Consider the following 26,995-nt stretch of genomic DNA (forward strand, 5'->3'; position numbering starts at 1 on the left):
CACAGGAGTGATGCTATGTGGAGTACCGCCCTCTCAACCGGCCTGAGCCTCGGCAGCATGTATGCGCTGCTGGCGCTGGGGTTTCATATCACCTGGATCGTCTCGCGCACGGTTAACTTTGCGCAAGGCAGCGCGATGATGGTCGGCGCCACGGTCGGTTACTCGCTGATTGTCACCTTTGGCTGGCCGCTGCTGCTGGCGATTCCGATGACGCTGGTGATCTGTGCGCTGTTTGGTCTGCTGATTGAACGGCTGTTGATCCGGCCGTTTCACAGCAAAGGCTCCGACGCCTGGCTGATGGCGACGGTGGCGGGCGGCATACTGGTGGACAACATCGCCATGTTTACCTTCGGCAAAGAGCCGCGCCAGTTTCCGGTTACCGATATCAGTTTCACCCTGTTCGGCCAGACGCTGGGCCTGTTCAGCCTGCTGATCCCGTTTTGCGGCCTGATGATGGTGCTGTTGCTGACGCTGGTGCGCCGTTACAGCTCGCTGGGCAAAGTGCTGGAAGCCTGCGTACAAAATCCGCGTGCGGCGCGCCTGATGGGCATCCGCGTCAGCTATGCCATCGCCGCCGCCTTTGCGGTGTCGACGGTATTTGCCGGTATCGCCGGAATGCTGATTGCGCCGTTATTTAATATCAACAGCGATATGGGCACCCTGTTTGGCCTGAAAGCCTTTGCGGTGGCGATCCTCGGCGGCCTCTCCAGCGCCAGCGGCATCTATGTGGCCGGGCTGCTGTTTGGTCTGGCGGAAGCGCTGATCACCCTGTGGTTCGGCTCGGCGTTTACGCAAATCTTCACCTTTTCGCTGGTGATTCTGGCATTAGCACTGCGGCCTGACGGCCTGTTTGGCAAAAAAGTAAGGGTGAAAATGTGATGAAAAATCTGCCATACAATCAGGCGGCACTGCTGTTGCTCGGGCTGGTCAGCATTATGCTGCCGTTCTGGCTTGGCAGCTATGCACTGCTGGTGATGTCGCTGTGCGCGCTGGCGGTCGTGGTGGCGGTTGGCCTGAATATTTTGCTCGGACTGAGCGGGCAGATCTCCTTTGGGCATATCGCTTTTTATGCCATTGGCGCTTACCTCTCCGCCGGTCTGACGATGACCGGTTTACCGCTCGGCGTCGCAATGGTGATTGCCGCGCTGGCCGCAGGCGCGCTGGGTGCGCTGCTGGCGATCCCGGCGCTGCGCGTCAGCGGCCCGTGGCTGGCAATGATCACTATCGCCTTTGCGCTGGTGGTGCGCCATGTGCTGATTGAGTGGCGCGATATCACCGGCGGCGCCAACGGCCTGACGGGCATTCCGATGCCTGAGTTTGGCGGCCTCGATCCGGCGATTGGGCTGGCGGTATGCAGTAGCTTACTGATGCTGGCGGCGCTGCTGTTTTACGCCCGGCTGCATGGCAGTCAGTGGGGACTGGCGATGCGCGCGGTAAAATCCAGTGAGATTGCCGCCCGCTCGCTCGGTTTTAATCCCACGCAGAGCAAAACCCTCGCCTTTGCGCTGTCAGCGATGCTGACCAGCGCCGCCGGTGCGCTGGTGGCGCCCCTGATGATGTTTATCAACCCGGACTCCTTTCCCTTCTCACAATCGATTCTGTTTGTGCTGGCGGTGGTGATTGGCGGCAGCGGCACGCTGTTCGGCCCGGTGCTGGGTGCGCTATTGATTGTGTTACTGCCGGAATTGTTGTCCAGCTTCGCCGAATATCGCCTGCTGATCTTCTCGCTGCTGCTGCTGTGCGTGCTGTGGCTGGCACCAAAAGGCGTGTCAGGCACGCTGGCGCGCTGGTTTGCCCGTCCGCAGCCGCAGTATGCGCCGACCGAAGCGGATGCCGTCTGTCTGCGGGCACACTTTCAGCCGCGCGGCAGTCAGCGCCTTGCAGTCAGCAATATCGGTATCCGCTTTGGCGGTGTGCAGGCGGCGCAAGGCGTCAGCTTTAACGTGGAGCCAGGTGCGATTTTAGGCCTGATTGGCCCCAACGGCGCTGGCAAAACCACGGTGCTGAATATGATCAGCGGCTTCTGTCAGGCTGACAGCGGTGAAATCCGCTTGCAGGACAATCTGCGCGGCCAGCCCGCATGGAAAATCGCCCGCGCCGGAATTGCGCGCACCTGGCAGACCACCCAGCTGTTTGGCGAACTGAGCGTACTGGAGAACCTGCTGGTGGCGCTGCAACAGGGAAGAATGGGACGGCCCTGGCGGCGCGCCAGCGAGCAGCAGCAACAGCTGGCATTGTCGCTGCTGGCGCTGGTGGGTTTTCGCGGTTCGGTGACCACCCCTGCTGACGATCTGCCGCATGTTGATCGCCGCCTGGTGGAGATTGCCCGCGCGCTGGCCATTAACCCGGCAATTCTGCTGCTGGATGAGCCTGCCGCCGGACTGAGCCGCGAAGAGACTGACAGTCTGACCGGTCTGTTTCAGCAGCTGGCGCGCTTTGGTCTGGCGATTGTGCTGGTGGAACACGATATGACGCTGGTGATGTCGGTGTGCCAGCATTTGCAGGTGCTGGATGCCGGTAAACCGCTGGCTGCGGGTGAACCGGCGGCGATTCAGCGTAATCCACAGGTGATCGCCGCCTATCTGGGCGGCACCGATTACCACGCGCAACCACGTCGCCATCCGCTGGCGCGCAGCCATGAGCCGATTCTGGTGTTGCATGAACTGACGCTGGATTACGGCGCAGCACCCGTAGTGCAGCAGGTGAGCCTGACGGTCAATCCGGGCGAAACCGTGGCGATCCTCGGCGCGAATGGCGCCGGTAAGTCGAGCATTATGAACTGTCTGGCAGGTCTGCATCCGGCGCGCGCTGGCAAAATCTATCTGCATGACGTTGCGATTCATCAGGCTGACGCCAGCCAGATCGCCAGCATGGGACTGGCGCTGGTGCCGGAAGGCCGCCAGGTATTTGGTCAGCTGTCGGTACTGGATAATCTGCTGCTGGGCAGCTACTCCTGTCAGGATCGCCGCGCAACCGGCAGCAATGTCGAAGCAGTATTACGCCGTTTTCCGCGCCTGCGCGAACGCCTGCATAATCCCGCCGGACTGCTCTCCGGTGGTGAACAGCAGATGGTGGCGATTGGGCGCGGACTGATGTCGCAGCCAAAGATTCTGCTGCTGGATGAACCGAGCCTGGGTCTGTCACCGGCGATGATTGGCGAGCTGTATGATGCGCTCGCCAGCCTGCGCGACGATGGCGTTACCCTGCTGCTGGTCGATCAGATGGCGAATCTGGCGCTGGAAATTGCCGACCGCGCCTTTGTGATGGAATCCGGCCGCATCGTCAATCAGGGTGAGGCAAAACAACTGCAAAACGAGGGTGGACTGGTGGAAGCCTATTTAGGCGGGACGCACTGATGACGACATTAACCCTGCTGAATGCGCGTCTGCCGGACTCTGCGGCGCTGCATACGCTCTATATCGAAGCGGGTCGTTTTGTTACGCAATTCACAGACCCTGCGGCGGCAGGCGCCAGCCGCGACTTAGGCGGTAAACTGGTGTTGCCGGGGCTGATTGAAACCCATATCCATCTGGATAAAGCCTGTATTATGCCGCGCTGTCAGCTGCAGCATGGCACGCTGGAAGAGGCGATAAGCCAGACTCGCTGCGCCAAAGCGAGCTTTGATGAACAGGATATTTATCAGCGCGGCGCAACGATTATCGAAAAAGCGATTATGCAGGGCACCAGCTGGATGCGCACCCATGTCGAGATCGATCCGCAGATCGGCCTGACCGGTTTTCACGCCATTCAACGGCTTAAAGCCGACTATGCCTGGGCGCTTGATCTCAGTATCTGCGTGTTTCCGCAGGAAGGCATGCTGAATAACCCCGGTACCGAAGCGTTACTGTGCCGCGCTCTGGCGCAGGGCGCCGATCTGCTGGGCGGCTGCCCTTATACCGACAGCGATGCGCGCGGCCAGATTGAGCGGCTGTTTACGCTGGCCAGTCAGTGGGATGTCGATCTCGATTTTCATCTCGATTTCGATCTGCAGCCCGAAGCACGGATGATCGACTGTGTTATTGAGCAGACCCGGCGCTGGCAGATGGCCGGGCGGGTTACCGTCGGCCATGTCACCAAGCTGTCGATTCTCGATAAACCGCAGCTGACCGAACTGGCGCACGCGCTGGCGGCGGCGGGCGTGCAGGTCACTGCGCTGCCCGCCACCGATCTGTTTCTTACCGCCCGCGATCGCTTTGCGCTTAAGCCGCGCGGCGTCGCGCCGCTGGCGACCCTCGACAGCTGTGGCGTCACCTGCTCGCTCTCCAGCAATAATATTGGCAATCCATTTACCCCCTTTGGTGATGCTTCGCTGGTGCGCCAGGCCAATCTGTTCGCCAATGTCAGCCAGCTAGGCACCCCTGCCGATATGCTGCGCTGCCTGGCATGGATCTCCACCGCCTCCGCGCGCCTGATGCGGCTGAAGGATTACGGTTTAGCTCCCGGTTGCCATGCTGATTTTGTGGTGTTTGATGTGGCGAACGCCAGTGATGTGGTGGCGGAAATCGCGCCGCCGCTGATGGGGTTTAAAGCCGGACGTCAGACCTTTGAACGTCCGGCAGCACGCCTGCTGACTTAGCTGGTCAACAGCGCCTGACGCAGATTCAGCTGGTCAGGCGCGGCATCAGCCAGATCCAGCTGCTGTTCCAGCTCATTCAGGTGCGCAATCATAATCGACTGCGCCAGCGCCGAATCGCCCGCTTTCAGCGCGGTGATAATGGCGGCATGCTCAGCGCACTGGCAGGAGGGAATATCATTGCGCTGGTAGAGCGCCACAATCAGTGAACTGCGCACCATCAGATTGGACAGAATTTCACTCAGCACCTTATTGCCGCTGACGTTGGCCAGCAGCAGATGAAACTGGCTCAGTTCGCGTACAATATCACGCCGATCTTCCTGCTCACTGGCTACCCTCTCCGCCTGCTGCTGAGCGCTAAATTCGCTCTGATACTGCGCCATATTTTCCGGGGTAATACAGGCGACAATCGCGCTTTCAATCGCCCGCCGCGCAATAAACACTTCGCGCGCCTCGCGCGCTTCCGGCTGCGCCACCATTGCGCCGCGATTCGGTTCGATAGTGACAATATGCTGTAACGCCATCCGCTGCAGCGCGGCCTGCACGTGGTTACGGTTAGCCTGTAACACTTCCACTATCTGCGCTTCCACCAGACGCATGCCCGGCTTCAGGCGATGCTGAGCAATCGCAATGGATAACGCATCCACAATGCGCTGAACTTCCCGTTGCTTCGCGGTCGCGATTTTACTCATCCCTTACCTCAACTGGCGGCTGACAACACTCGCTTTATCATAACATCCGTTATTCGTCGGGCGAATAACTTCCCGGTAAGCTTTATCTGGCTTTTACGGTCAGGCGCTTCACCATCTGGGTTCTGTTGCTGCGGGCGTGGTATGCGCCGGGCCTGCCAAAAGGACCAGCAGTTTATCCGCGACTGCCAGGTTAATATTTTATGGGCAATGGTGAATGGAATGAATGACCTGTATATGAAAGTTGAAAATATAACAGGCGAATCAAAAATGTTATTTATGCTTTTTATTCACTTGTCTTTTAATCCAGAACCAATAGCCCACAATTAAGACCAAAATAAACAAGCCAATTGACTGAATGGCATACTCTTCCCAATAATTAACCGCGAACATAGCAAATATCAGAATCAGAACTGCCGGAATGTATCCGGTAAGTTCCCAGATAATTCCATCCCTTAAAAATTTTAATAACCTGATAATCATAATATTAACCTCATCAACCCTTCGGCAAGTTCTTTATCTGTTCTCATAAATTGACTGAAATAATTGTTTCTTGCGATAACAGGTTCAACCAGAAAATACAACATCTCGAGGTTGAGACTGTAAAGCGCATGATAATAAATACTATTGAAATATCTTAACTCTTCAGCTTTTTTAGCAGCTTTATCAACAAGACCATAGACAGACAATGCAAAAACTCCGCCTTTAGCATATCTTTTCAATCGTTCTCTGGAAAGTATAGGAGTTATGGAGAAGGAGTTAAATATAACCAAGGTGATTCCTGATACAATTGTGGAATGTGTCAGATAATTGCTGCTGAAAATTGCCCCCATCTTAATCATCTGGCTCTCAATTTTCCTGACTTCGTCTTCAGACAGCCCTGTCAGCCAGGTTTCAACATAGATATGGATCAAATCGTAGATTATTTCTCTGCGTTTTATCAGTTCAGAAATACCCAACACAAATCGCTTATCTTCATTTTTGAGATTCTGGCAGACATCTTGATAATTATCGGTCAGGCAGGAAATATACCAGGTAAGCCGCGTAAAAGCATCAGCTATCATGTTTCCCTGTTTTACCATTTGCTCGCCAACTCCACCAAGAGCACGTTTCAGCCTCAAAGCAATATATCTGTCTGCTTCCAGTGATGTGATAATTTGACGGTTACTGTACGCCATCCTGGCGGCTCCTTAACTCCATTTTTCAGCAGATAATGCCATAGCTTTTAACTGAGAAAAAAGATCCGAATCAAAAATTGAGGATCATTGCATTTATCGTGGTCAGCATGCTGATTGTGATGCTGTCGGTTGGAAAGACCCATGACATCAAGCGGGAAAATATCTGACGATAACAGCGGCATCCGGCGATGCCGCTATTTTTTTTTGGTTATGCCACCAGCTGACGGACAAAATCCTCGATCTGTTTGTCCTGGCAGTTTTCAAAGAAGCACTGCTGGAAACGCTGGCCGCTAACCGCGGTTTTCACCAGCTCAGGGTCAATCGCACGTAGGGTATCGAGATAGTTCTCCTTCACCACCGCCGCTTTCACCTGATTCAGAATGCCGGCATTACGCACCTGTGGCTCTTTGCGCTCCTGCGGATAACCCTGACCGGTTTCACCAGTGAAGGCTTTTTCAAAGATAAAGCGCAGGTTCAGTTCAGCCCCCCAGCCAAAGCCTTTGGCGAACGGCAGCGCCAGCGCATTGCCGTTATTGATTTGCGCAAACAGGAAGGCGTCAGCCGGATCGATACAGTAACCACAGACCACGCCCGGATGGATATTTAGTGACATCAGCGCGCCTTGTCCGGTGCCGCAGCCGGTAATCACAAAATCCACCGCTTTCGCGTTCAGCAGAATGCTGGCCATAATGCCAAGATGGATATAGGTCAGATGATGATCCTGTTCATCGCTCATGCCGACGTTGTAAACCGGGTAGTCTTTGCTGGCGGCCACCTGCTGCAGCTCTTTCAATACCACGGCGTTTTTACCCGCCTGACTGTTCTCCATCATCAGTGCAATTTTCATGGTTCTCCCCTTTACTTCATTGGCTAAGGAACAGAGGGTGGTTATCACCACCAGATTTATGAAACATTGTTTCATTTTTATAAGGTAATGTCTCTCACCCAGGTAGAATTCTGCGCAATTTATTGTGACCCTGCTCGCAAATCCTTCGGTTGCCGCTCGGCAGACGAGGTGAAAAGGATATGCTTGGCTTAATTATGAAACAACGTTTCAATAAAAATTAAAGCCAGTCTGATAAGGAGAAGAGTATGGCGAAGGGCTTACGCATTAAACTTCCTTTCCACCACTTCCAGGATGCAGAAACCGGGGCAAACATTACCCGACTCACGCCGCCGGACGTCCTTTGTCACCGTAATTACTTCTATCAGAAGTGCTTTACCCGTGACGGTAACCATCTGCTGTTTGCCGCTGAGTTCGATGGCAATCGCAACTATTACCTGCTCGATCTGCATCAGCAGGAGGCGTTACAGCTGACAGAAGGCAAAGGTGATAATACGTTTGGCGGCTTTCTTTCCGATGACGATCGCTATCTGTGGTATGTCAAAAATGAACGCAGCCTGCAACGTGTGGATCTTGCCACGCTGGAAGAGACCAGCATTTATCAGGTACCGGCTGACTGGGTCGGTTACGGCACCTGGGTGGCGAACAGCGACTGCACGCAACTGGTTGGCATTGAAATCGCCCGTGAAGACTGGGAACCGCTAACCGACTGGCAAATTTTCCAGCGTTTCTTTGAGAAAAACCCGCACTGTCGCCTGTTGCGTATCGATCTGAAAAGCGGCGCAGCGCAAATTATCCACCAGCAGCATCTGTGGCTGGGCCATCCGATATACCGTCCGCACGACAACAGCACCGTCGCCTTCTGCCATGAAGGACCGCATGACCTGATCGATGCACGAATGTGGTTGATCAACGAAGATGGCAGCAATATGCGTAAAGTAAAACATCATGCGCCAGGTGAAAGCTGCACCCATGAATTCTGGGTGCCGGACGGATCGGCGCTGATCTATGTCTCTTATCATAAGGATCGGCCGGATCGTCAGATCTGCCGCTTTAACCCGGATACAGAGTACAACGAAGTGCTGATGACCATGCCCGCCTGCTCGCATCTGATGAGTAATGAGAATGGCACGCTGCTGGTCGGCGATGGTTCCGGAACGCCGGTCGATGTGCAGGACACCAGCGGCTACACTATCGATAATGATCCTTGGCTGTATGTGTTTGATGTGGCACAACGCAGTTATTTCCGCCTGGCGGCGCATAACAGTTCATGGCGCGTGCTGAATGGCGACCGCCAGGTCACTCATCCGCATCCGTCATTTACGCCAGATGGTCGTCAGGTGCTGTTTACCTCTGATTATCAGGGGCAACCTGCGCTCTATCTCGCTGCACTGCCCGATCCATTAACCGCTTAATATTCACAGGACCCCTTATGTTTACCTTTAAAAAAGAGACCAGACTGGAAGATTTAGGCAACGGCGTAACGCGCCGGATTCTGGCGCATAGCGGCGGTATGATGGCGGTAGAGGTGAATTTTGCCAAAGATGCGGTAGGACCGCTGCACCACCATCCCCATGAGCAGCTGACCTATGTATTGTCAGGACGTTTTGCTTTTACCATTGATGGCGTCACCCATGAAGTGGGCGCAGGCGATACGCTGTATAAGCAGCCGCATGTGGTTCATGGTTGTGTCTGTCTGGAAGCGGGCACCCTGCTGGATACCTTTACGCCGCAGCGCGAAGATTTTCTTTCGTGAGATTGGATTTAAGAAAGGGCGGCGATAACGCCGCCCCTACATCATTAAACCGTAGGGGCGGCGTTATCGCCGCCCGTGTTGATAATTTGCACCGGCCATAATGACGGCGTTATCGCCGCCCGTGTTAATGAGTAGCGCCGGTAGCCCCTGCGATTATTTCAGTTTCTCAATATCCGCATTACCCTGATAACTGACCACCGTTTCATCTTTTCGCACCTTCGCCACATCCTTCGCGCTAACGCTGCTGCTGGCGGTATTGCCCCAGCTGGTGCGGATAAAGTTGACCACATCCGCCACCTGCTGATCGTTCATACGCCAGCCGAAAGCAGGCATGGTAATCGCTGATGGCGCGCCCTTAACGCCAGGCAGAGTATTACCGGTCAGAACGATATGGATCAGTGAAGTCGCATCGTCCGCCTGTACCACTGCATTGCCGCGCAGTTCCGGGAAGAAACGCTTATAGCCACTGCCATCGGTTTTATGACAGGCCGCGCAGCTGTCGACATACAGCGCTGCGCCGGTTTTGCTGTCATCGCCGCGCCACAAGGCCTGCGCCACGCTGTCATCCGGTTTAAAGCCCACCTGGTTTGGATCGCGCGCACCCAGTGACTTCAGATAACGGGCAATCGCCGTCGCATCTTCGGCAGTCAGATGTTGCAGACTGTGCTCGACCACATCGCTCATGCCGCCAAACACCGCAGTATGATCGTTGCGTCCGGTACGCAGGAACTGCACCAGATCGTCTTCGCTCCAGCGGCCCAAACCATCACGGTTGTCACCACGCAGATTATTGGCGTTCCAGCCATCGATCGGCGCGTTGCTACCGGCAAGATAGTCGCTGCCTTTATCATCATTAAGCGCTTTTTCCTGCATGGTGATACTGCGTGGCGTATGACAGGCGCCGCAGTGTCCCAGCCCTTCCACCAGATAGCGGCCACGCGCCAGCAGCGGATCTTCACCCGCCTTTGGCTGGAAGGCTTTAACATCCGGCGCAAACACGCCGCGCCAGATTGCCAGCGGCCAGCGCATCGACAGTGGCCATGGAATATCGCTATCCTGATTCGCCTGCGCTACCGGCGCCACGCCATGCATAAAGTAAGCATACAGCGCCTGCATATCCTCATCGCTGACTACCGCATAAGAGGGATAAGGCATCGCCGGATAGAGCGTATCGCCGTTTTTCGCCACACCATGACGTACCGCTTTCTGGAAGTCATCGTAACTGTAGTCGCCAATTCCGCTCTGTTTATCCGGCGTGATATTGGTGGAGTAAATCGTGCCAATTGGCGTCGCCATCGGCAGACCACCGGCAAAAGCTTTTCCGCCTTTGCTGGTATGACAGGCCACGCAGTCGCCCGCGCGCGCCAGATAGTCGCCGCGCTTAATCAGATCGCTGCCATCCTGTGCCTGTACGCCAAAGGTCACTGCGCCCAGTAACAGGGCGGATATCCAGTTTTTCATCGCCATCATCCTTATGCCTGCACCAGCGGACCGGGGTTTTTCAGATACTGTTCACGGATAGCTTTGGCTGACCAGTAAGTCAGCGCCGCCACCATGCCTGTCGGGTTATAGCCCAGCCCCTGCGGGAAGGCTGATGCGCCCGGCACAAACACGTTCGGCACATCCCAGCTCTGCAGATAACGGTTAATGGCGCTGGTTTTCGGATCCTCACCCATAATCGCGCCGCCGTTCATATGGGTAGTCTGATAAACGGTGGTATCGAAGTGAGCGCCCGCTTTTTTCGGCGCGCCGGTGATCAGCTTTGGATTCATCGCTTCAGCGATGGTATGCATGCGGTTATGCATAAACTGCGACATTTTGATGTCGTTATCTTGCCAGTCAAAGGTCATACGCAGCAGCGGCTGACCATACGCATCTTTATAGTTAGGATCGAGGTCGAGATAGTTAGCGCGATAAGACTGATGCGCACCGTGGGCATCCATCGACACATGATGGGTGTAGTGATCGGCCACCGCGGCTTTCCACTGGCTGCCCCAGGCTGGCGTTCCAGGCGGTACTGGCAGGCCGGAAATCGGTTTCACTCCCGCCTGGTTTACCCAGAATGGCGAACCACCGACAAAACCATATTTGCTGTGATCAAAGTTATCGGCGTTAAAGTCATCGATACCCACCCCGGCGCCACCCGCGCCAATAAAGTTATTGGTATGCACATCTTTATCGAAGAAGGCTTTGATAGTGGAGATATTCTGGTAGGCAAAGTTGCGTCCTACCGTGCCTTCATTGGTTACCGGGTTATAGGGCTGGCCAATCCCGGACAGCAGCATCAGATGGACGTTATGGAACTGGAAAGCAGAGAGGATCACCAGATCGGCCGGTTGTACCTGCTCACGTCCCTGCGCATCAATATAGGTCACGCCGGTGGCGCGCTTTTTATCGTCGGTCAGATTGACGCGCAGCACATGCGAGTTGACGCGCAGCTCAAACTTCGGCTCCTGACGCAGTGCTGGCAGGATATTTACGTTGGGTGAGGCCTTGGAGTACATATAGCAGGCGTAACCGCTGCAATAGCCGCAGAAGTTGCACGGGCCCATCTGCGCGCCATAGGTATTGGTGTAAGGGCCGGAAGTATTTGCTGACGGCAGATCGTAGGGATGATAACCCACTGATTCTGCGGCTTTGGCAAACAGCTGTGCCGAGAACGTGCGCTTTTGTGCGGGCAGCGGGAAGTCGCTGGAACGATCCGGCGCAAACGGGTTGCCGCCTTTCTCTTTGCCGACCACTTTGCCTTTGATACTCCACGCCGAGCCGGAAGTACCAAATACTTTTTCCGCCTGGTCGAAGAACGGCTCCAGTTCATCGTAGTTAACACCAAAGTCCTGAATGGTCATGCCATCCGGGATAAAGTTTTTGCCGTAGCGTTCTTCGTAATGGCTACGCATCCGCAGCTCAATCGGGTCTACGCGGAAATGGACGCCCGACCAGTGCAGACCCGCGCCGCCAGTACCGGTGCCGGGTAAAAATGCCGCCAGCTGACGATAAGGCTGGGCGGTTTGCGCCGCATTATGGCGAATGGTGACGGTGCTTTTCGACAGATCCTGGAACAGTTTTTTACGTACGTTATAGGTCAGTTCGTCGATCACCTGCGGATACGCGCCATCAGGATAGGTATCGCGATGCGGGCCGCGTTCCAGCGCCACCACATTCAGTCCGGCTTCGGTCAGCTCTTTCGCCATAATCGATCCGGCCCAGCCGAAACCGACAATCACCGCATCCACTTTTTTCATTTCATTTGCCATGGTTATGCTCTTTCCCCGCGAATCGACACTGGCGGGAACGGATACTGTTCGCCGCGCTCTACCCAGTCCATAAAATCAGCCCGGGCGCCCGGGAAGCCGATAAGCGTCCAGCCGACCATCCCCTGATTGCCACCGTGGACCGGATCGCTGAAGAAGCCTTCACGGGTGTTCTGTAACAGATAAGAGAAAAAGACTTTGGCTGGCAGTTGTTTAAATTCGGCGCTGCCGCGCTCAAAAGCCTGCAACAGGGCGTCCTGCTGTGACGCGGAAAGTTGCGCAAAGACTTTGCCATGCTGCGCTGTGGCGTAGTCGTCGGCATCAGCCAGACCAAGACGGTAGATCTGCTGCGGCACCAGCGGCAGCTGATAGCCCAGCGCCGGATCGGCATCAGCATCAAACGGCCCCTGCATATACCAGTTACTGCCGGTGGCGTAAGGGGTATTCATCTGGCGATCGATATACTCCGGCACGCCCGCTTCCAGCGCGCCCGGGCCACGCTCATCAGCGGGGATCAGACGGGCAACCGCCGCCTGCAGAAAAGCATACTCTTCGCGGGTAAACCAGGTGGGTTGATAATCTTTCGCCTGCTGCGGCGCGGCAGGGGCATTGCTCTGTTTTGCCTGAGCTTCTGCTGCCAGTGCCAGCGAACCGATGCCGCTACCGCCAATCGCCACGGCCGGAGCCAGTGAAATGGTTCTCAGAAGGAAGTCTCTCCTGGTGCTGCCTGTTTTTTCTTGTGACATTACATTGCCTTAACACGCTGCCGCCATGCGACGCGTATAAACAGTTAACTTGCGGTTTTATCGTTTTTATTTTGGTTATTGCGGGGTATCTGGCTGTTACATTCAATTGTTACCGGTAACAAGCCGATCTATTCTAACAGCATTTGTAGGGAATATTCATAGCCTGGAAACAAAAGCACACAAAATGCTTAACATTTCCGTATCACTTCACGCGAATCGGCGAGAATAATCTTACGCGCAACGCGTTTGTTACGCCCGGACACAACCCACCACAGACTGTAAACAGTCAATGACGCTATAACTGTCTGACAACAATAGCGGAGCACCTATGTTCAAGTCCTTTTTCCCCCGGCCAGCGCTGTTTTTCAGTAGTGCAGCGATCTGGAGTTTGCTGGCGATACTTTTCTGGTTCGAAGGCGGCAGCGATCTTATTTTCCATACTGGCAGCATGACGCAATACGCGAATAAACCCTTACCTGACAATGCGTTGCGCTTTGTTCAGCCCACAGAAGTCTGGTTCTATTGCTACTATCTGGCGGTAACAGGAATCTTCGCACTGGCGTGGTGTTGTCTGAGTCCACACCGCTGGCAATACTGGTCGATCTACGGCAGCGCGTTAATTATCTTTGTCACCTGGTTTGATGTGCAGGTTGGCGTGGCGATTAACGCCTGGTATGGGCCGTTTTACGATCTGATTCAGAATGCCCTTAGCCATCCGAATTCGATAAAAATCAGCGTGTTTTACCACCAGCTGGAGGCGTTTCTCGGCATTGCGCTGATTGCGGTGGTGATTGGCGTACTGAGTGCCTTTTTTGTCAGCCACTGGATTTTCCGCTGGCGTACGGCGATGAATAATTATTATATGGCGCACTGGCAGCAGCTGCGCGGCATCGAGGGTGCAGCCCAGCGTGTGCAGGAAGACACCATGCGTTTCTCCAGCACCCTTGAGGACTGGGGCATCAATCTGATTAAGGCAATTATGACGCTGATTGCCTTTCTGCCGGTGCTGGTGGCGCTGTCAAAGCATGTCGAAAGCGTACCGATTCTGGGCAACGTTCCCTATGCGCTGGTGATTGCCGCCCTGCTGTGGTCGCTGTTTGGCACCGGCTTACTGGCGGCGGTAGGGATAAAATTACCAGGGCTGGAGTTTCGTAATCAGCGCGTCGAGGCCGCTTATCGTAAGGAGCTGGTGTATGGGGAAGATAACGCCGAACGCGCCACCCCGGCCACCACTCATGAGCTGTTTCACCGTGTGCGCTTTAACTATTTCCGCCTCTATTTTCACTATCTCTACTTCAATATCACCCGCATTCTGTATCTGCAGGTGGATACGGTATTTGGCATTTTTGTGCTGTTTCCGTCGATTATTGCCGGCACCATCACCCTCGGCCTGATGCAGCAGATCATCAACGTATTTGATCAGGTGCGCGCGTCATTCCAGTATCTGATCACATCCTGGTCGACACTGGTTGAACTGATGTCGATTTATAAACGACTGCGCAGCTTTGAGCAGGTGCTGGAGGGGAAAGAAGTCTCTCAACCGGCGACATCTTTGTAGGGGCGGTGTTTTCGCCGCCCGTGGTCAATGTTACGCGGGAGCCGATAACGGCTCCCCTACAGATATCAGGAATTCAGAGCAGCAAACACCTGCTGAACCGCATAAGCACCAGGATCTTTTACCCCGTTAAGGCTTTCCTGATTCAGATAGGATGAGCGTCCGGCTTTAGCGGCGGTCATCTCTGCGGTGGAATCCGCCCCTATACGCGCCGCATCTGCCGCGGCGGCCAGATCCTTTCCGCTGGCCAGCGCGTTAAAGGCCGGTTCCAGCGCATCAACCATGGTGCGATCTCCCACCTGCGCGCCACCATAATGCTTCATGCGCGCCAGACCATATTGCAGCGCCTGCGCCAGTGATTCGCCCTGCTCCAGCTTCTGCCCGGCGGAGGTAAACATAATCGACATCAGCACACCACTGGAGCCGCCCATCACCACCGCCAGCTGTTCGCCCACCAGCGTCAGCAGCTGCTCAGGTTTATCCAGCGGCAATTCATGCTGTTGATGTTGTTTGAGAATTTTGCGCGCACCGGCGGCAAAGGTGGAACCGGTATCGCCATCGCCCACTCGCGCATCCAGCTTGTTCAGCTCACTCTCCAGCGCGATCAGCGTCTCGCAGACCGTGGCGATAATCCGCCCGTTGTGCGCATTCGCCGATGGCGAGAAATTGAGTTGCTGCGTGGCTTTCTCTCCCTGCTGCGATTTCAGGGGTTGCAGAGTGACCAGCGGCTGCCAGCCAAAGGCCTCTACCGGTGCCTGTAGCGCCTGTTCAGTGTCCGCATCCAGTAGCAGCGTCGACAGAGAGAAACCTTTCATATCCAGCGCGCTGACCAGCGTGGCGGGACCAATCAGATGGGTAATCTGCTCACCCAGCGGCGAGGCCAGCACTTCGCGCGTCAGCACCGCCATCTCCAGCGCGGAAAAACCGCCAAGGTTATTACTGAGCAACGCGACTTTTTTATCGCCAGGCAGCAGTTGTTGCAGTTTTTCCGTAACGATGGCGACGATTTCGCGGCTGTTCTGTGTTTTTAGCGTCGATACGCCCGGTTCGCCATGGATCCCCATACCTAATTCGCTGTGCCCGGCATCCACACGTTCATCACGCGCTTCGCCCGGAATATGGCAGGTGCCAAACGCCAGCCCGATACTGTTGGTGTGCTCAATCGCCTGATTCGCCCGCTTCACCACTTCCGCCAGCGCCAGCCCCTGCTCAGCGGCATAGCCGGCAATCTTATGGACTAAAGCCGTTCCGGCGATACCGCGTGGTTGTGGATTGTCCGGCAGCGAGATATCGTCTTTGACCATTACCAGTTCGACCTGATAACCGAGCTTTTTCGCTTTTTCCGCCGCCAGACCGAAGTTCAGACGGTCGCCGGTATAGTTTTTTACAATCAGCAGGCAACCGGCGTCGCCGGTCACATTGATAATCGCCGTCAGTACCGCATCCACACTCGGCGAAGCAAAGATATCGCCGCACACCGCAGCGGTCAGCATCCCTTTGCCGACAAAGCCGACATGCGCCGGTTCATGACCGGAGCCGCCGCCGGAGATCAGCGCCACTTTGCTTTTATCCCAGTCGTTGCGCACCACCACACGAATATCGGCGTCCACTTCCAGCTTGCTCAGATTATGAAACGGCGTGCTGATCAGCGCCCCTTCAATCGCTTCATTCACCAGATCACTTTTATCGTTCATAAAAAACTGATTCATTGAAATCCTCTCAAGGTGTTGGGCTATACACGGGAGCCGAAAACGGCTCCCCTACGGTATTTCAGTTACCTCGCCGACCGTTATAGTATGTCGGCAATTCGACAGTGATTGTCAGTTATGCGCGAGATTACCGCCGCGCTTTTGATTAAAAATGGGGGATACGCCATAAACAGGAAAACCCTATGCTGACGCAACCCGCAGGAAAATATCGTCCTTTCCCCCCGGTGAAACTGGATGCACGCCAGTGGCCTGATAACACACTGACCCAGGCGCCACGCTGGCTCTCCACCGATCTGCGTGACGGCAACCAGGCGCTGGCGGAGCCGATGGACAGCGCGCGTAAGCTGCTGTTCTGGGATCTGCTGTTACAATGTGGCTTTAAAGAGATCGAAGTGGCGTTCCCCTCCGCTTCACAAACCGATTTCAATTTTGTGCGTCAGCTGATTGAAGAGCAACGCATCCCGGAAGATGTGTCGATTCAGGTACTGACCCAGGCGCGTACCGACCTGATTGAACGCACTTTTGCCGCACTGCAAGGGGCAAAAAATGCCACATTGCATCTGTATAACGCCACCGCACCGGTGTTCCGCCGCCTGGTGTTCCGTCAGAGCAAACAGGAAATTATCCAGCTGGCGGTCAGCGCAACCAAGCAGATTCGTCAGCAGTGCGCCGCGCAGCCGGAGACCAACTGGACCTTTGAATATTCACCGGAAACCTTCTGTTTTACTGAGCTCGATTTCGCCGTTGAAATCTGTGAGGCGGTAGCGGAAATCTGGCAGCCGTGCGCCGAACGTCCGATGATTATCAATTTACCCGCCACCGTCGAAGTCAGCACGCCGAATGTTTACGCCGACCAGATTGAGACTTTCTGCCGCCGCTTTTCGCAGCGTGCGCAGGTCTGTATCAGCGTCCATCCGCATAACGACCGCGGCACCGGTATCGCCTGCGCCGAACTGGCGCTGCTGGCTGGCGCCGATCGCGTTGAAGGTTGCCTGTTTGGCAACGGCGAGCGCACCGGCAATGTCGACCTGGTGACGCTGGCGCTGAATCTCTATACCCAGGGCGTGCCGCCGAATCTCGATTTCAGCCAGATCAAACAGGTTGTCGATGTGGTGGAGCAGTGCAATCAGCTACCGGTCCATCCGCGCCATCCGTATGCCGGTGAACTGGTATTTACCGCTTTCTCCGGCTCGCATCAGGATGCGATTAAAAAGGGCTTTGCCGCCCGCCAGCAGCAGCAGGACGCGCTGTGGGAAGTTCCCTATCTGCCTCTCGACCCGGCCGATATTGGCTGCAGCTATGAGGCGGTGATCCGCGTTAACAGCCAGTCCGGCAAAAGCGGCGCCGCGTGGATGATTGAGCAAAACCACGGTTTAGCGCTACCGCGTACCCTGCAACAGGACTTTAGCCGCCGGGTACAGGAGCAGACCGATGGCCACGGCAAAGAGATGACGCAAGCCAGTATCTGGCAGCTGTTCCGTGAAGCTTATGGTCTGCGCGACCCGATGCCGCTGGCGCTGGGTGAATACAGCAGCCAGAGCCAGGCTAACGGCCAGCTGAAGTTTCGCGCTGAACTGCTGATGGCTGAGCAGCGGAAAACCATCCAGGGCCAGGGCAATGGCCTGCTGTCCGGTGCGACAGAGGCGCTGCGTCAGGCGTTCGATCTGCCGTTATCAATTCAGGACTACCATGAACATACCCTCGGACAGCGTAGCGACAGCCGCTCGGTGGCCTATATCCGCTGCACCTTTGCCGATAATCAGGCGACCTGGGGCGTGGGGATCGACAGCGATGTGGCGCGCGCGTCATTGCAGGCGCTGCTAAATGCGCTCAGCAGCCACCTGCAACAGCAGAACTACTTTAGCGGGAAATAGTCGCTGGGCGAGACGCCGAGGATACGACGAAACATGGCGCTAAAAGCGCTATGGCTTTCGTAGCCGAGATCGAGCGAAACCCGCAGCACCGATTCCCCCTGCGCCAGACGCGTCAGGGCTGACAGCAGCCTGGCGCGTCTTACCCAGTCGCTAAACTGCAAGCCGGTTTCGCGCTTAAAATGGCGCGACAGAGTGCGGCTGCTGATATTCAGGCGGTCGGCAGCCTGCTCCAGCGACCAGCTTTCGCCCGGCAGAATGCGCACCTGCTGACACAGCTGCATTAATCTGACGCTTTGCGGTTGCGGCAGATAAAACGGCAACTCCGACATCACCCGAATCTCATCAAGGATCAGTTCATAGATACGCTCAGCGCGACTATTGGGCTGATAGCTTTCCGGCAGATCCAGCGCATTAATAATCAGTTCACGCAGCAGCGGAGAGACCTGCACCACCCGGCAGCTGGCCGGTAAATCCGCCCGCGCCAGTGAATCGATAAATAGCGTCCGTGCGGCGACCTGACCGGTAATCTGTAAGGCATGTTCGGTGCCCGCAGGTAGCCAGACGCCGCGGCCTGGCGGCACAATCCAGTTCCCCTGCGCGGTTTCTACCCGCACCACGCCGCTCAGCGTATGAATCAGCTGGGCGCAGTTATGCTGATGCATTGGCTCATAAGCACCATGCAGATAGTCCTGGGCGTAAGGGATTAAAGATCGCGAGGCGAAAGAAAAATCTACTGTGGTTGTCATGAATGCTCAGCCAAAAACCATCAATTTTAACAATAGCATAAAAGTCTCAGGCTGCCGGGGGGCGGGGTTTGTGTGTAAGATAATAAAGTAATGACCTCTCGAATATGAATAAAAGATGAGCTATAGTTTTGTGTGAATAGATAACACATTCCATTTCGGGAGAAATGATGGCTAGAACAACCAGCGTAACCATAGGCGAACAGCTGGACGCTTTCGTGACCAGCCTTATCCAGGATGGACGCTACGGTTCTGTAAGTGAAGTGATGCGCTCCGCTTTGCGCCTTTTGGAACAGCAAGAGCAGCGCCATATCCTCTTGAAAGAGGCCATTTTACAGGGTGAGCGTAGTGGTGAAAGTTCGCTGACGCTTAAAGAAATCGCTGAACAAAGGAAGCGTTCACGCAATGTATAAACTGTCGGTGCTGGCTGCGGATGATTTCGCCGCCATTTATGACTACACGTTGCTGAATTTCGGTGAAAAGCAGGCAGACAGGTATACTGAAGAGATGGACAAATGCCTGAACCGGCTTGCAGAAATGCCCCGTATGGGGCGTGAACAACCAGAGCTGGGTGTTGGTTTGTTACGCTATGAGTACGCCAGACACGCTATATTTTATCGTCTGCGACAATATGACACTTTCATTATCCGCATTCTTCACCAGCAAATGGATCCATGGCGTCATTTGCCGGGGCTTTAGCTCTGGCGGCGAGAACACCGCCCCTACGGCACAGATATCTGAAAAAACCGTAGGGGAGCCGTTATCGGCTCCCGTCTGGATAGCAGCCTCTACCCCATCACCATAATCCCAAGACGTTCCATTAATTCCGCCGCCTGCAGGCTGTCTAATTTCACCCCTTGCAGATCAACATGGCGGATATCCAGTTCGCCGAGCGCGGAACCGGTCAGATCGCAGCAAGTGACATCCAGCGTGCGCCAGTCAAAGGAGGCGAACTCGCCGCCCGAAAGATCGGAACCGCTAAATTTGGCGCCCGACACCTGGGTTCCCGTCCAGCGGTTTTCCCACAGCTCACATTTTTCCAGCACCACATTGGCAAAATTGGCGTAGCTCAGATTGCTCTTCGTAATATACGCGCTGCAAAACCACACTTTTGGCGCAATCAGATTCATAAAGCTGGCGTTGCGAAAATCCGCACCCTGCAACATCGATTCACGGATCTCAACGCCCAGCAAATTGGCATAGCTGAAGTTGCTCATCGACAGATCGCAGCGGGTAAAACTGGCGTCTTTCAGCATTGCCCGACTGAAGTTGCAACCCAGCTCACTGTCGCGATGATAAAACTGCGAATCGGTAAACTGCGTATCCGTCAGATCGGCTGAGGAAAAATCACAGTTAATAAAAACCGCATCGGCAATCTTTTCACCGCTAAAACGATTACGTTCAATTTTTTCATCACGCAGCAGCAACTTCGCCATCATAATACCTGTAATTTTAACCAGTTATTTCGATGGTAGCGAGGCGCTGGCGGAGATGCAATGAAATTAATCTGGCAGCGCACGTACTGCCAGGCGATTAGCCATTAATCAATTAAACGCTGGCCACTGGCGGCATCAAACAGATGTATTTTTTCCGCTTTAATCGCTAAGTTCAGCAATTCTCCCGGCTGCGTCGCCACCCGTCCGGCACACTGCACATGCAGCGCAAAGCCGCGCCAGTCCAGATGCAGCAGGCTTGATTCACCGGTCACCTCGGCAATGTTTAAGGTGGCGGCGGGCAGATCGCCAATCCGACTGTCCAGGATAAAATCGTGTGGCCGGATGCCGATAATCACCGCTTTATCACCCTGCGCAGCAGCGGCGGCATGCCACTTTTCTGGCAACGCAAACCACAGCTCACCGCAGCTGACGCCGGGTTGTCCGCCGTGGTTCACCAGCGTGCCTTCCAGCAGGTTCATCGGCGGCGATCCAATAAAACGCGCAACAAAGGTATTGACCGGACGATCGTAGATCGCCAGCGGCGCACCTTGCTGAACGATCGCCCCGTCGCGCATCACCACGATCTGATCCGCCAGCGTCATCGCCTCAACCTGATCGTGGGTGACATACACCATGGTGGTTTTAAAGCGCTGATGCAGCGATTTGATCTCGGCGCGCAGCTCCATACGCAACTGAGCATCCAGATTGGATAACGGTTCATCAAACAGAAATACCTGCGGATTACGCACCATCGCCCGTCCCATTGCCACGCGCTGACGCTGGCCGCCGGAGAGTGCGCGCGGATAGCGGCCAAGCAGCTTATCTATGCCAAGGATCGCGGCAATACGCGCGACCCTGGTTTGCTGCTCGTCGCGTTTGATCTTCCTGACCTGCATATGAAACGCCAGGTTTTCCGCCACGGTTAAATGCGGATAGAGCGCATAGCTCTGGAATACCATCGCTATATCGCGATCCGCCGGATCAAGATCGTTGATCTGCCGGTTATCCATCAGGATCGCGCCAGCGGAAAGCGTCTCCAGCCCGGCCAGCAGACGTAATAATGTCGATTTTCCGCAGCCGGAAGGTCCGACTAATACGGTGAAACTGCCGTCAGGGATGGTGAGATCCAGCGGATTCAGCACCGTCTGTTTGCCATAGCGCTTGGCTACTTTTACAAGTTCTACGCTGGCCATGGCTCAGCACTCCTTAATTCGTTGTTGCAGGGTCTGCCAGTCAGGATAGTGGCGCGGTGAGCTGCTAATCGCATGGGCCGCCACTTCAATGCCCCATTGCAGCGCCAGCTGATGCGGTTCACCGCACAGCAGCGCACTAAGAAATCCGGCGTTAAAGCTGTCACCGGCGCCGATGGTGTCAATCACCCCGACAGCACGCGCCGCCGCCTGCAGATGGTGATCCGGTTGCCACAGCTGCGCGCCATCACTGCCGCACTTCACCACGCAGGCGCCGTTACCACTCAGCTGGGCCGCCAGCGCCCGGGCGCTGGCTTCCAGCGTCGGCAGACCGGCAAAACCAAGGGTTTCCACCTCATTCAGCAGCAGATAATCGCAATCCGTTAACCAGATCTGAAGCTGCTGGCGCAATTCATCACTCCACCCCTGCGGCGGCCAGCCGGTGTCCACCGCCACCACAAACCCGCGTTGTTGCAGCGTGGCTAACAGCTGTGGATAAGCGGCAAACAGGGTGGTGCAAAGAAAGGTGCCGCATAACAGCACGGTATCGCCGGGCTGAGCGCGCAATGGCAGTTGCTGCAACACATCTTCCGCTGTCAGACGCACGATATGGCCCTGATTGCTGATAAATGAACGCTCTTTATCGGGGTGCGTCACCGCCACCGTCAGCGACGTTTCACACTGATAGCGCGGCCAGTGCGCGGCGCTATCGGTAAAATAGCCCGCCAGCCAGCTGGCGAAACCATCGCAGCCCTGACTGGCGACGGCGCGATGCGGAACATGCATCGCGTCCAGCGCCAGCGCACAGTTACCGGCGGAGCCACCGGGGCGCAGCTCGCTGTGTTCCAGCATGGTTTCCGTACCCGGCGCAGGCCAGTGGTGCAACGTGCTCATAATTAAATCGACATTAATATTGCCCACCACATACAGCGTGGCGTTAATTGCTCTGTCCATGCTTAACCCTTACTGCCGCCGCTGGCCAGACCGCTAACCAGCGTTTTCTGTAACCAGATGGCGATAAACAGTGGTGGAACCGACGCCAGAATACCGACGGCGGCAATCAGTCCGTCATCGGTAGCGCGTCCGGCGGTGAAACCGGCAATCGTCACCGGCAAGGTTTGCGCCTGAATATTGCTGGTAAACAGCAGCGCGTAGAAAAATTCATCCCATGCCAGCAACCAGCCAAACAGCGCCGAAGCCCCCAGCACCGGCTTCGCCAGCGGCAGCGTAATACGCAGCAGCACCTGCCAGACGCGTAAACCATCGAGCCGCGCCGCCTGTTCAATATCCAGCGGTAAGGCATCGAACTGGTTTTTCAGCATCCAGGTAAGAAACGGCAGGATTAACGAGCAGTAGACCAGCACCAGCCCAAGATGGGTATTAAGCAGACTCAGCTGTTGCAGCACAAAGTAGAGCGGCAACACAAAGGCTACCGGCGGCACCATATAGATCGCCAGGCTGCCGAACAGCCAGCCATCGCGGCCCGGATAGCGCGAGAAACTGAATGCCGCCGGGATCGCCAGCAGCAGCGAAATCGCCGTCGCGCCGGTCGCCACCAGCAGGCTGTTCCACAGCGCATGCAGGAACAGCGCGCCAGGCTGATCGGCATCCAGCGACACCAGCTGCGCGTAACGGCTGAAGTCCCACTGACGCGGCAGCCATTCAAGCGGAATACGGGTGAGGTCGCTGCCTGAACTGACGCTCATCAGAAACAGCCACAGCATCGGCCCGAGAATTGAGGCGGCCACCAGCAGCGCCGCGGCATAACGCAACAGCGTACGGATTTTACGTTTCATCAGCGGTACTCCGGCGGCGCTGGCGCAGCAGCATGGTCATATAGATAGCGATCAGCACCGCACACATCAGGGTCATCAGGATCGCGTAAGCTGCACCGCTACCGGCGCGCAGATAGCTGAACGACTCCTGATAGACAAAGAAGCTGAGGGTTTTGGTACTGTCGACCGGGCCACCGCGCGTCATCACATAGATGATGTCGAAAATCTTTAACGCATCAATGGTGCGCAATACCAGCGCCACACTTAACGGGGCGACGATGGCCGGAAAAGTGATGGCGCGGAAACGACGCCACGCCGAAGCGCCATCCAGCCGGGCGGCTTCAAACAGGTCCTCAGGAATCGACTGCAACGCCGCCAGCACCAGCAACGTCACCAGCGGATAGTTCTTCCAGATATCGGCCAGCATCACCGCATTCAGCGCCGAATCCGGTGAACCCAGCCAGCTGCGATAGCCGTCGATAATCCCCAGTTGCGTCAGCATGGCGTTAATGCTGCCGTAATCGGGGTTAAAGTTAAGGCGCCACATCATTGCATTGACGATGGTTGGCAGCGCCCACGGTAAAATCACCAGCACGCGCAGCAGATTGCGGCCATAGAATTTCTGATTGAGCAACAGCGCCACCAGCACGCCGATCACCCCCTCGATGGCGACCGAAACCACGGTAAAGTACAGCGTGCGCAGGATCGACGCCTGAAAATCGGCATCGGTTAAGGCATAAAGATAGTTTTCAAAACCGATATATTGCGGTGAAGCGCCGCTGCCAATCAGCGCCGCGTCGGTAAAGCTCAGCCAGATGGTACGCCCCAGCGGCCAGGCGGTAAGCAAAAACATCACAATCAGCATGGGCACTAACAGCACCCATGCCTGACGATGCTCGCGTTGTGACAAACTCAGCATCGTGTTTCCTTAGCGCAAACGCTCCGCACTTTTGGTCGCGGCCTGCATACCGGCTTCCGGCGTCACCTGGCCCTGCAGGATCTGCTGAAGCTGTTGTTGCAGTGTGTTCGACAGACGCGAATAATCCGCCGTTTCCGGGCGCGACAGCATCACATTCAGTGATTTTTTCGCTGCGGCAATCAGCTCTTCCTGCCCTTTTTGCACTGCCGGATCGTCATACGAGCTTTTCCAGATCGGCAGACTCAGACGCGAATATTTATCCTGCACCGGCTGCGAAGTGATATAGCTGATAAATTGCCATGACTGATCTGCATGTTCGCTGGCTTTGGCAATACCTAATCCCATCGAGCCATTGACCGCCGACGCTTTGCCCGGCGCGTCACCTGGCGCGGGTACGATACCGACATCACCCGCTACTTTGCTCTGTTTAGCATCATTGGCCATGTTGTACATATAGGTCCAGTTCAGCGCGAATGCCGCATCGCCATTGGAGAAGGCTTTACGCACATCTTCTTCCAGATATTCACGGGAGTTCGGGTTGGTGACGCCTTTATCCAGCGACGTCTTCATATAGCTGACCGCTTTCATCGAGGCCGGGCTGCTAAAGTTCAGCTTACCGTTCTGATAAAACTCACCACCAAACGCCGATACCAGCGTGGTGTAGTCGCAGATCAGCGCTTCCGCCTGCGACCAGCTCCACACCAGCGGATACTTCACAATGCCCTTCTGCTTCAGCAGTTCCGACTGCTCCATCACCTGCTGCCAGCTTTGCGGCGGCGTGGTAATCCCGGCTTTGGCCAGCATCGCTTTGTTGTAATAGAGATATTTGGTATCAAGGATCCACGGCATACCGAGGGTTTTACCTTTGTACACCACGGTATTCATCGCACCGGCGAACACTTTCTCTTTCTCTTCCGGCTTGATACGCGCCGAGACATCCTGCAGCAGATCGAATTTAGTAAATTCAGCCGGCCAGATGGCGTCGAACAGCACGACGTCATAGCCTTTGCTGCCCGCACCGCGCGCCGCGACGATTTTGTCGTGCAGCGCTTCATAAGGGACGAATTCCAGGTTAACGCTGATATCGGGGTTCTGCTTTTCAAAGTCGCTGGTCATGGCGCGAATATCGTTTTCGCTGTAAGCCGCCTGGGTCATAAACAGCGCGTTGATCGCGGTTTTAGCGAAGACCTGTGTCGAAGCGCTCGCGGCGATCAGCGCCAGCATGCAAGCCGTCAGGCGTGGGGTAAATCGACTTTTCATTCTCTCTCTCCGGTAACGCTGCGATAGTTGGCGATTTATTAAATCAATTTGATTGATTTAATGGAGGGTAAAATAAGCGCAGCACATTGACAGCCTCAGCGCCTGTACAGGTGATAAGCAAGCTGCGTGCCAGTTTATTTATCGGGCATCGTCAGCTGCATAAATTAACTTTGCATGCTGATGCGTATTTGCCCAATTAATCCGCGTGGAATTGCGGTGGTGATCAAGAATTCGTTTGCCCGACCGTAAGCGCGATCACATACTGAACGCAAAGCAGCGCGTAAGCAGGGAAATCATTAATGGGAACTTCGGGAACCAATCTGGAACATGCACGCGCCCATAACCGACGCGTCATCATTGAGGCTATCAGGCTTAACGGAGAACTGACGCGCGCGGAACTGGCGCGTTTAACCGCCCTGACGCCGCAAACAGTGTCCAATATTGTCGCCGAATTGCAGCAGGCGGATATCCTGTCGTCGCACTCGCCGCGTAAAGTCAGCGGGCGCGGCCAACCGGCGATCCCGATCACCCTCAATCCCGCCAGCGCCTGGTCGATCGGTATTCATCTCGATCATCAAACCCTGTTGATGGTGCTGGTTGATCTTACCGGTGAGATCCATTTTCGCCGCCTTGTGATGGTGCAAAAGCCCCAGCCAGGTGCAACGCTGGCGCTAATCGTCAGGCTGCTGGAGGAGATCAAACAGCAGCTGGCGGCAAACTGGCGCAAAGTGCTGGGTATTGGCGTGGTAATGCCCGGGCCGTTTGGCGTCGAAGGTCTCTCGTCACTGGGTCCGACTACCCTGCACGGCTGGGAGAATGTCGATGTCGTCGCCCATCTGAATCATGCCAGCGGATTGCCGGTGACGCTGGAAAATGATGCCACGGTAGCGGCAATTGGTGAACGTTTTCATGGTGTTGCGCGCCAGCTAAACTCGTTTGTTTATCTCTATATTGGCACCGGCCTTGGCGCCGGGATTTTTGCCGACGGCCATATCTATACCGGCCATGCGCACAACGCCGGGGAAGTGGGGCATATTGTGATTGAGCATGATGGCCGCGAGTGCTACTGCGGCAATCATGGCTGTCTTGAGCGCTATGTATCGCTGCAGGCAGCCTATGAGCATTGCGGCCTCGATCCGATGACCGCGCTGCCTGACGATCTGCTGGCGGTGGATGAGGATCTGTTTGATAACTGGATCCTCAGTGTATTGCCGCCGTTGCGCCGCGCGATCAATATGATCGAGTGTATTTTCGATGCCGAGACGGTAATTATTGGCGGCATGATGCCGCAGCCGTTACTACAGAAAATAGTTAAGCGCCTGTTCCCGCTGCACAAATCAGTGCGCAGCCGTTATCTGGACGATATGCGGGTAAAAATGGGGATGACTGGTAGCGATACCGCCGCGCTGGGCGCCGCCGCCCTGCCGATTTTTGATGAATTTAATCCGCAATATAACGTCCTTCTCAAGTAGGGGCGGCGTTCTCGCCGCCCGT

Annotated in this window: 24 protein-coding genes; 10 read left to right on the forward strand and 14 right to left on the reverse strand. The window is 55.5% G+C overall.

Annotated features, from left to right (window positions below; translation table 11 throughout):
* Positions 1-15 precede the first annotated feature (15 nt).
* The 3 genes from N5923_RS13850 to N5923_RS13860 are packed head-to-tail and all read left to right on the forward strand — an operon-like array spanning position 16 to position 4,576.
* Positions 16-879, forward strand: coding sequence for a branched-chain amino acid ABC transporter permease (locus tag N5923_RS13850; protein WP_267141500.1), 864 nt, complete (start codon positions 16-18; stop codon positions 877-879).
* A complete protein-coding gene (locus tag N5923_RS13855; RefSeq protein ID WP_267141499.1) occupies positions 879-3,356 on the forward strand; it encodes a branched-chain amino acid ABC transporter ATP-binding protein/permease in 2,478 nt (825 codons plus the stop codon). Before N5923_RS13850 ends, N5923_RS13855 begins: the two co-directional genes overlap by 1 nt.
* The gene (locus N5923_RS13860) at positions 3,356-4,576 is read left to right on the forward strand and encodes an amidohydrolase family protein (RefSeq protein ID WP_267141498.1); all 1,221 of its coding nucleotides are present in this window, start codon (positions 3,356-3,358) and stop codon (positions 4,574-4,576) included. The genes N5923_RS13855 and N5923_RS13860 overlap by 1 nt, the downstream gene beginning before the upstream one ends.
* Here the strand turns inward: N5923_RS13860 and N5923_RS13865 are convergent.
* The 3 genes from N5923_RS13865 to N5923_RS13875 all read right to left on the reverse strand — a co-directional run bounded on the left by N5923_RS13865 (position 4,573) and on the right by N5923_RS13875 (position 7,287).
* Positions 4,573-5,265, reverse strand: a complete 693-nt coding sequence (locus N5923_RS13865; RefSeq protein ID WP_267141497.1) for a GntR family transcriptional regulator — start codon at positions 5,263-5,265, stop codon at positions 4,573-4,575. The genes N5923_RS13860 and N5923_RS13865 overlap by 4 nt on opposite strands.
* 476 nt (positions 5,266-5,741) lie before the next feature.
* Positions 5,742-6,440, reverse strand: a complete 699-nt coding sequence (locus N5923_RS13870; RefSeq protein ID WP_267141496.1) for a hypothetical protein — start codon at positions 6,438-6,440, stop codon at positions 5,742-5,744.
* A gap of 208 nt (positions 6,441-6,648) precedes the next feature.
* The gene (locus N5923_RS13875; RefSeq protein ID WP_267141495.1) at positions 6,649-7,287 is read right to left on the reverse strand and encodes an RpiB/LacA/LacB family sugar-phosphate isomerase; all 639 of its coding nucleotides are present in this window, start codon (positions 7,285-7,287) and stop codon (positions 6,649-6,651) included.
* Positions 7,288-7,532: 245 nt separating this feature from the next.
* Between N5923_RS13875 and N5923_RS13880 the strand changes: the two genes are divergently transcribed.
* Together N5923_RS13880 and N5923_RS13885 are read left to right on the forward strand one after the other, a co-directional pair.
* Complete coding sequence (locus tag N5923_RS13880; RefSeq protein WP_267141494.1) at positions 7,533-8,699, forward strand: oligogalacturonate lyase family protein; 1,167 nt, start codon at positions 7,533-7,535, stop codon at positions 8,697-8,699.
* A 17-nt stretch (positions 8,700-8,716) separates the two neighbouring features.
* Positions 8,717-9,040, forward strand: a complete 324-nt coding sequence (locus N5923_RS13885; RefSeq protein WP_267141493.1) for a cupin domain-containing protein — start codon at positions 8,717-8,719, stop codon at positions 9,038-9,040.
* Positions 9,041-9,193: 153 nt separating this feature from the next.
* On the opposite strand, the gene N5923_RS13890 is transcribed toward N5923_RS13885, so the two are convergent.
* Genes N5923_RS13890 through N5923_RS13900 form a run of 3 tightly spaced genes read right to left on the reverse strand, consistent with a single transcriptional unit; the run spans position 9,194 to position 13,040 of the window.
* Positions 9,194-10,501 carry a c-type cytochrome gene (locus N5923_RS13890; RefSeq protein ID WP_267140914.1) on the reverse strand — a complete coding sequence of 436 codons (1,308 nt, stop codon included), beginning with the start codon at positions 10,499-10,501 and terminating at the stop codon, positions 9,194-9,196.
* Between the two features lie 11 nt (positions 10,502-10,512).
* Positions 10,513-12,297, reverse strand: a complete 1,785-nt coding sequence (locus N5923_RS13895; protein WP_267140915.1) for a GMC family oxidoreductase — start codon at positions 12,295-12,297, stop codon at positions 10,513-10,515.
* Positions 12,298-12,299: 2 nt separating this feature from the next.
* Positions 12,300-13,040, reverse strand: a complete 741-nt coding sequence (locus tag N5923_RS13900) for a gluconate 2-dehydrogenase subunit 3 family protein (protein ID WP_267140916.1) — start codon at positions 13,038-13,040, stop codon at positions 12,300-12,302.
* A 328-nt stretch (positions 13,041-13,368) separates the two neighbouring features.
* Between N5923_RS13900 and sbmA the strand changes: the two genes are divergently transcribed.
* A complete protein-coding gene (gene sbmA / locus N5923_RS13905; RefSeq protein WP_267140917.1) occupies positions 13,369-14,598 on the forward strand; it encodes a peptide antibiotic transporter SbmA in 1,230 nt (409 codons plus the stop codon).
* A 65-nt stretch (positions 14,599-14,663) separates the two neighbouring features.
* On the opposite strand, the gene N5923_RS13910 is transcribed toward sbmA, so the two are convergent.
* A complete protein-coding gene (locus tag N5923_RS13910; RefSeq protein WP_267140918.1) occupies positions 14,664-16,304 on the reverse strand; it encodes a dihydroxyacetone kinase subunit DhaK in 1,641 nt (546 codons plus the stop codon).
* Positions 16,305-16,486: 182 nt separating this feature from the next.
* Between N5923_RS13910 and leuA the strand changes: the two genes are divergently transcribed.
* Positions 16,487-18,178 carry a 2-isopropylmalate synthase gene (leuA, locus tag N5923_RS13915; protein WP_267140919.1) on the forward strand — a complete coding sequence of 564 codons (1,692 nt, stop codon included), beginning with the start codon at positions 16,487-16,489 and terminating at the stop codon, positions 18,176-18,178.
* Here leuA and N5923_RS13920 read toward each other — a convergent pair.
* On the reverse strand, positions 18,160-18,924 hold the full coding sequence (locus N5923_RS13920) for an AraC family transcriptional regulator (protein WP_267140920.1): 765 nt from the start codon (positions 18,922-18,924) through the stop codon (positions 18,160-18,162). The genes leuA and N5923_RS13920 overlap by 19 nt on opposite strands.
* Positions 18,925-19,091: 167 nt before the next feature.
* Here N5923_RS13920 and N5923_RS13925 point away from each other — a divergent pair, with 167 nt between their 5' ends.
* Positions 19,092-19,334, forward strand: a complete 243-nt coding sequence (locus N5923_RS13925; protein WP_267140921.1) for a type II toxin-antitoxin system ParD family antitoxin — start codon at positions 19,092-19,094, stop codon at positions 19,332-19,334.
* Positions 19,327-19,620, forward strand: a complete 294-nt coding sequence (locus N5923_RS13930) for a type II toxin-antitoxin system RelE/ParE family toxin (RefSeq protein ID WP_267140922.1) — start codon at positions 19,327-19,329, stop codon at positions 19,618-19,620. Before N5923_RS13925 ends, N5923_RS13930 begins: the two co-directional genes overlap by 8 nt.
* A gap of 89 nt (positions 19,621-19,709) precedes the next feature.
* Here the strand turns inward: N5923_RS13930 and N5923_RS13935 are convergent, their stop codons facing one another.
* The 6 genes from N5923_RS13935 to N5923_RS13960 form a co-directional block, all read right to left on the reverse strand.
* Positions 19,710-20,357 (reverse strand): Qnr family pentapeptide repeat protein, encoded by a 648-nt coding sequence (locus tag N5923_RS13935; RefSeq protein WP_267140923.1) that lies wholly within the window; start codon positions 20,355-20,357, stop codon positions 19,710-19,712.
* Positions 20,358-20,461: 104 nt separating this feature from the next.
* Entirely contained in the window at positions 20,462-21,550 is a 1,089-nt protein-coding gene (locus N5923_RS13940; protein ID WP_267140924.1) for an ABC transporter ATP-binding protein, read from the reverse strand.
* A gap of 3 nt (positions 21,551-21,553) precedes the next feature.
* Positions 21,554-22,501, reverse strand: coding sequence for a carbohydrate kinase family protein (locus N5923_RS13945; protein ID WP_267140925.1), 948 nt, complete (start codon positions 22,499-22,501; stop codon positions 21,554-21,556).
* A gap of 2 nt (positions 22,502-22,503) precedes the next feature.
* Positions 22,504-23,343, reverse strand: coding sequence for a carbohydrate ABC transporter permease (locus N5923_RS13950; protein WP_267140926.1), 840 nt, complete (start codon positions 23,341-23,343; stop codon positions 22,504-22,506).
* The gene (locus N5923_RS13955) at positions 23,333-24,241 is read right to left on the reverse strand and encodes a carbohydrate ABC transporter permease (RefSeq protein WP_267140927.1); all 909 of its coding nucleotides are present in this window, start codon (positions 24,239-24,241) and stop codon (positions 23,333-23,335) included. The genes N5923_RS13950 and N5923_RS13955 overlap by 11 nt, the downstream gene beginning before the upstream one ends.
* A 9-nt stretch (positions 24,242-24,250) precedes the next feature.
* Positions 24,251-25,501, reverse strand: coding sequence for an extracellular solute-binding protein (locus N5923_RS13960; RefSeq protein WP_267140928.1), 1,251 nt, complete (start codon positions 25,499-25,501; stop codon positions 24,251-24,253).
* Between the two features lie 299 nt (positions 25,502-25,800).
* On the opposite strand from N5923_RS13960, the gene N5923_RS13965 reads away from it, so the two are divergent.
* Entirely contained in the window at positions 25,801-26,973 is a 1,173-nt protein-coding gene (locus tag N5923_RS13965) for an ROK family transcriptional regulator (RefSeq protein ID WP_267140929.1), read from the forward strand.
* Positions 26,974-26,995: the final 22 nt, after the last annotated feature.

It is taken from the genome of Winslowiella arboricola (assembly GCF_025527015.1).
GTDB lineage: Bacteria > Pseudomonadota > Gammaproteobacteria > Enterobacterales > Enterobacteriaceae > Erwinia > Erwinia arboricola.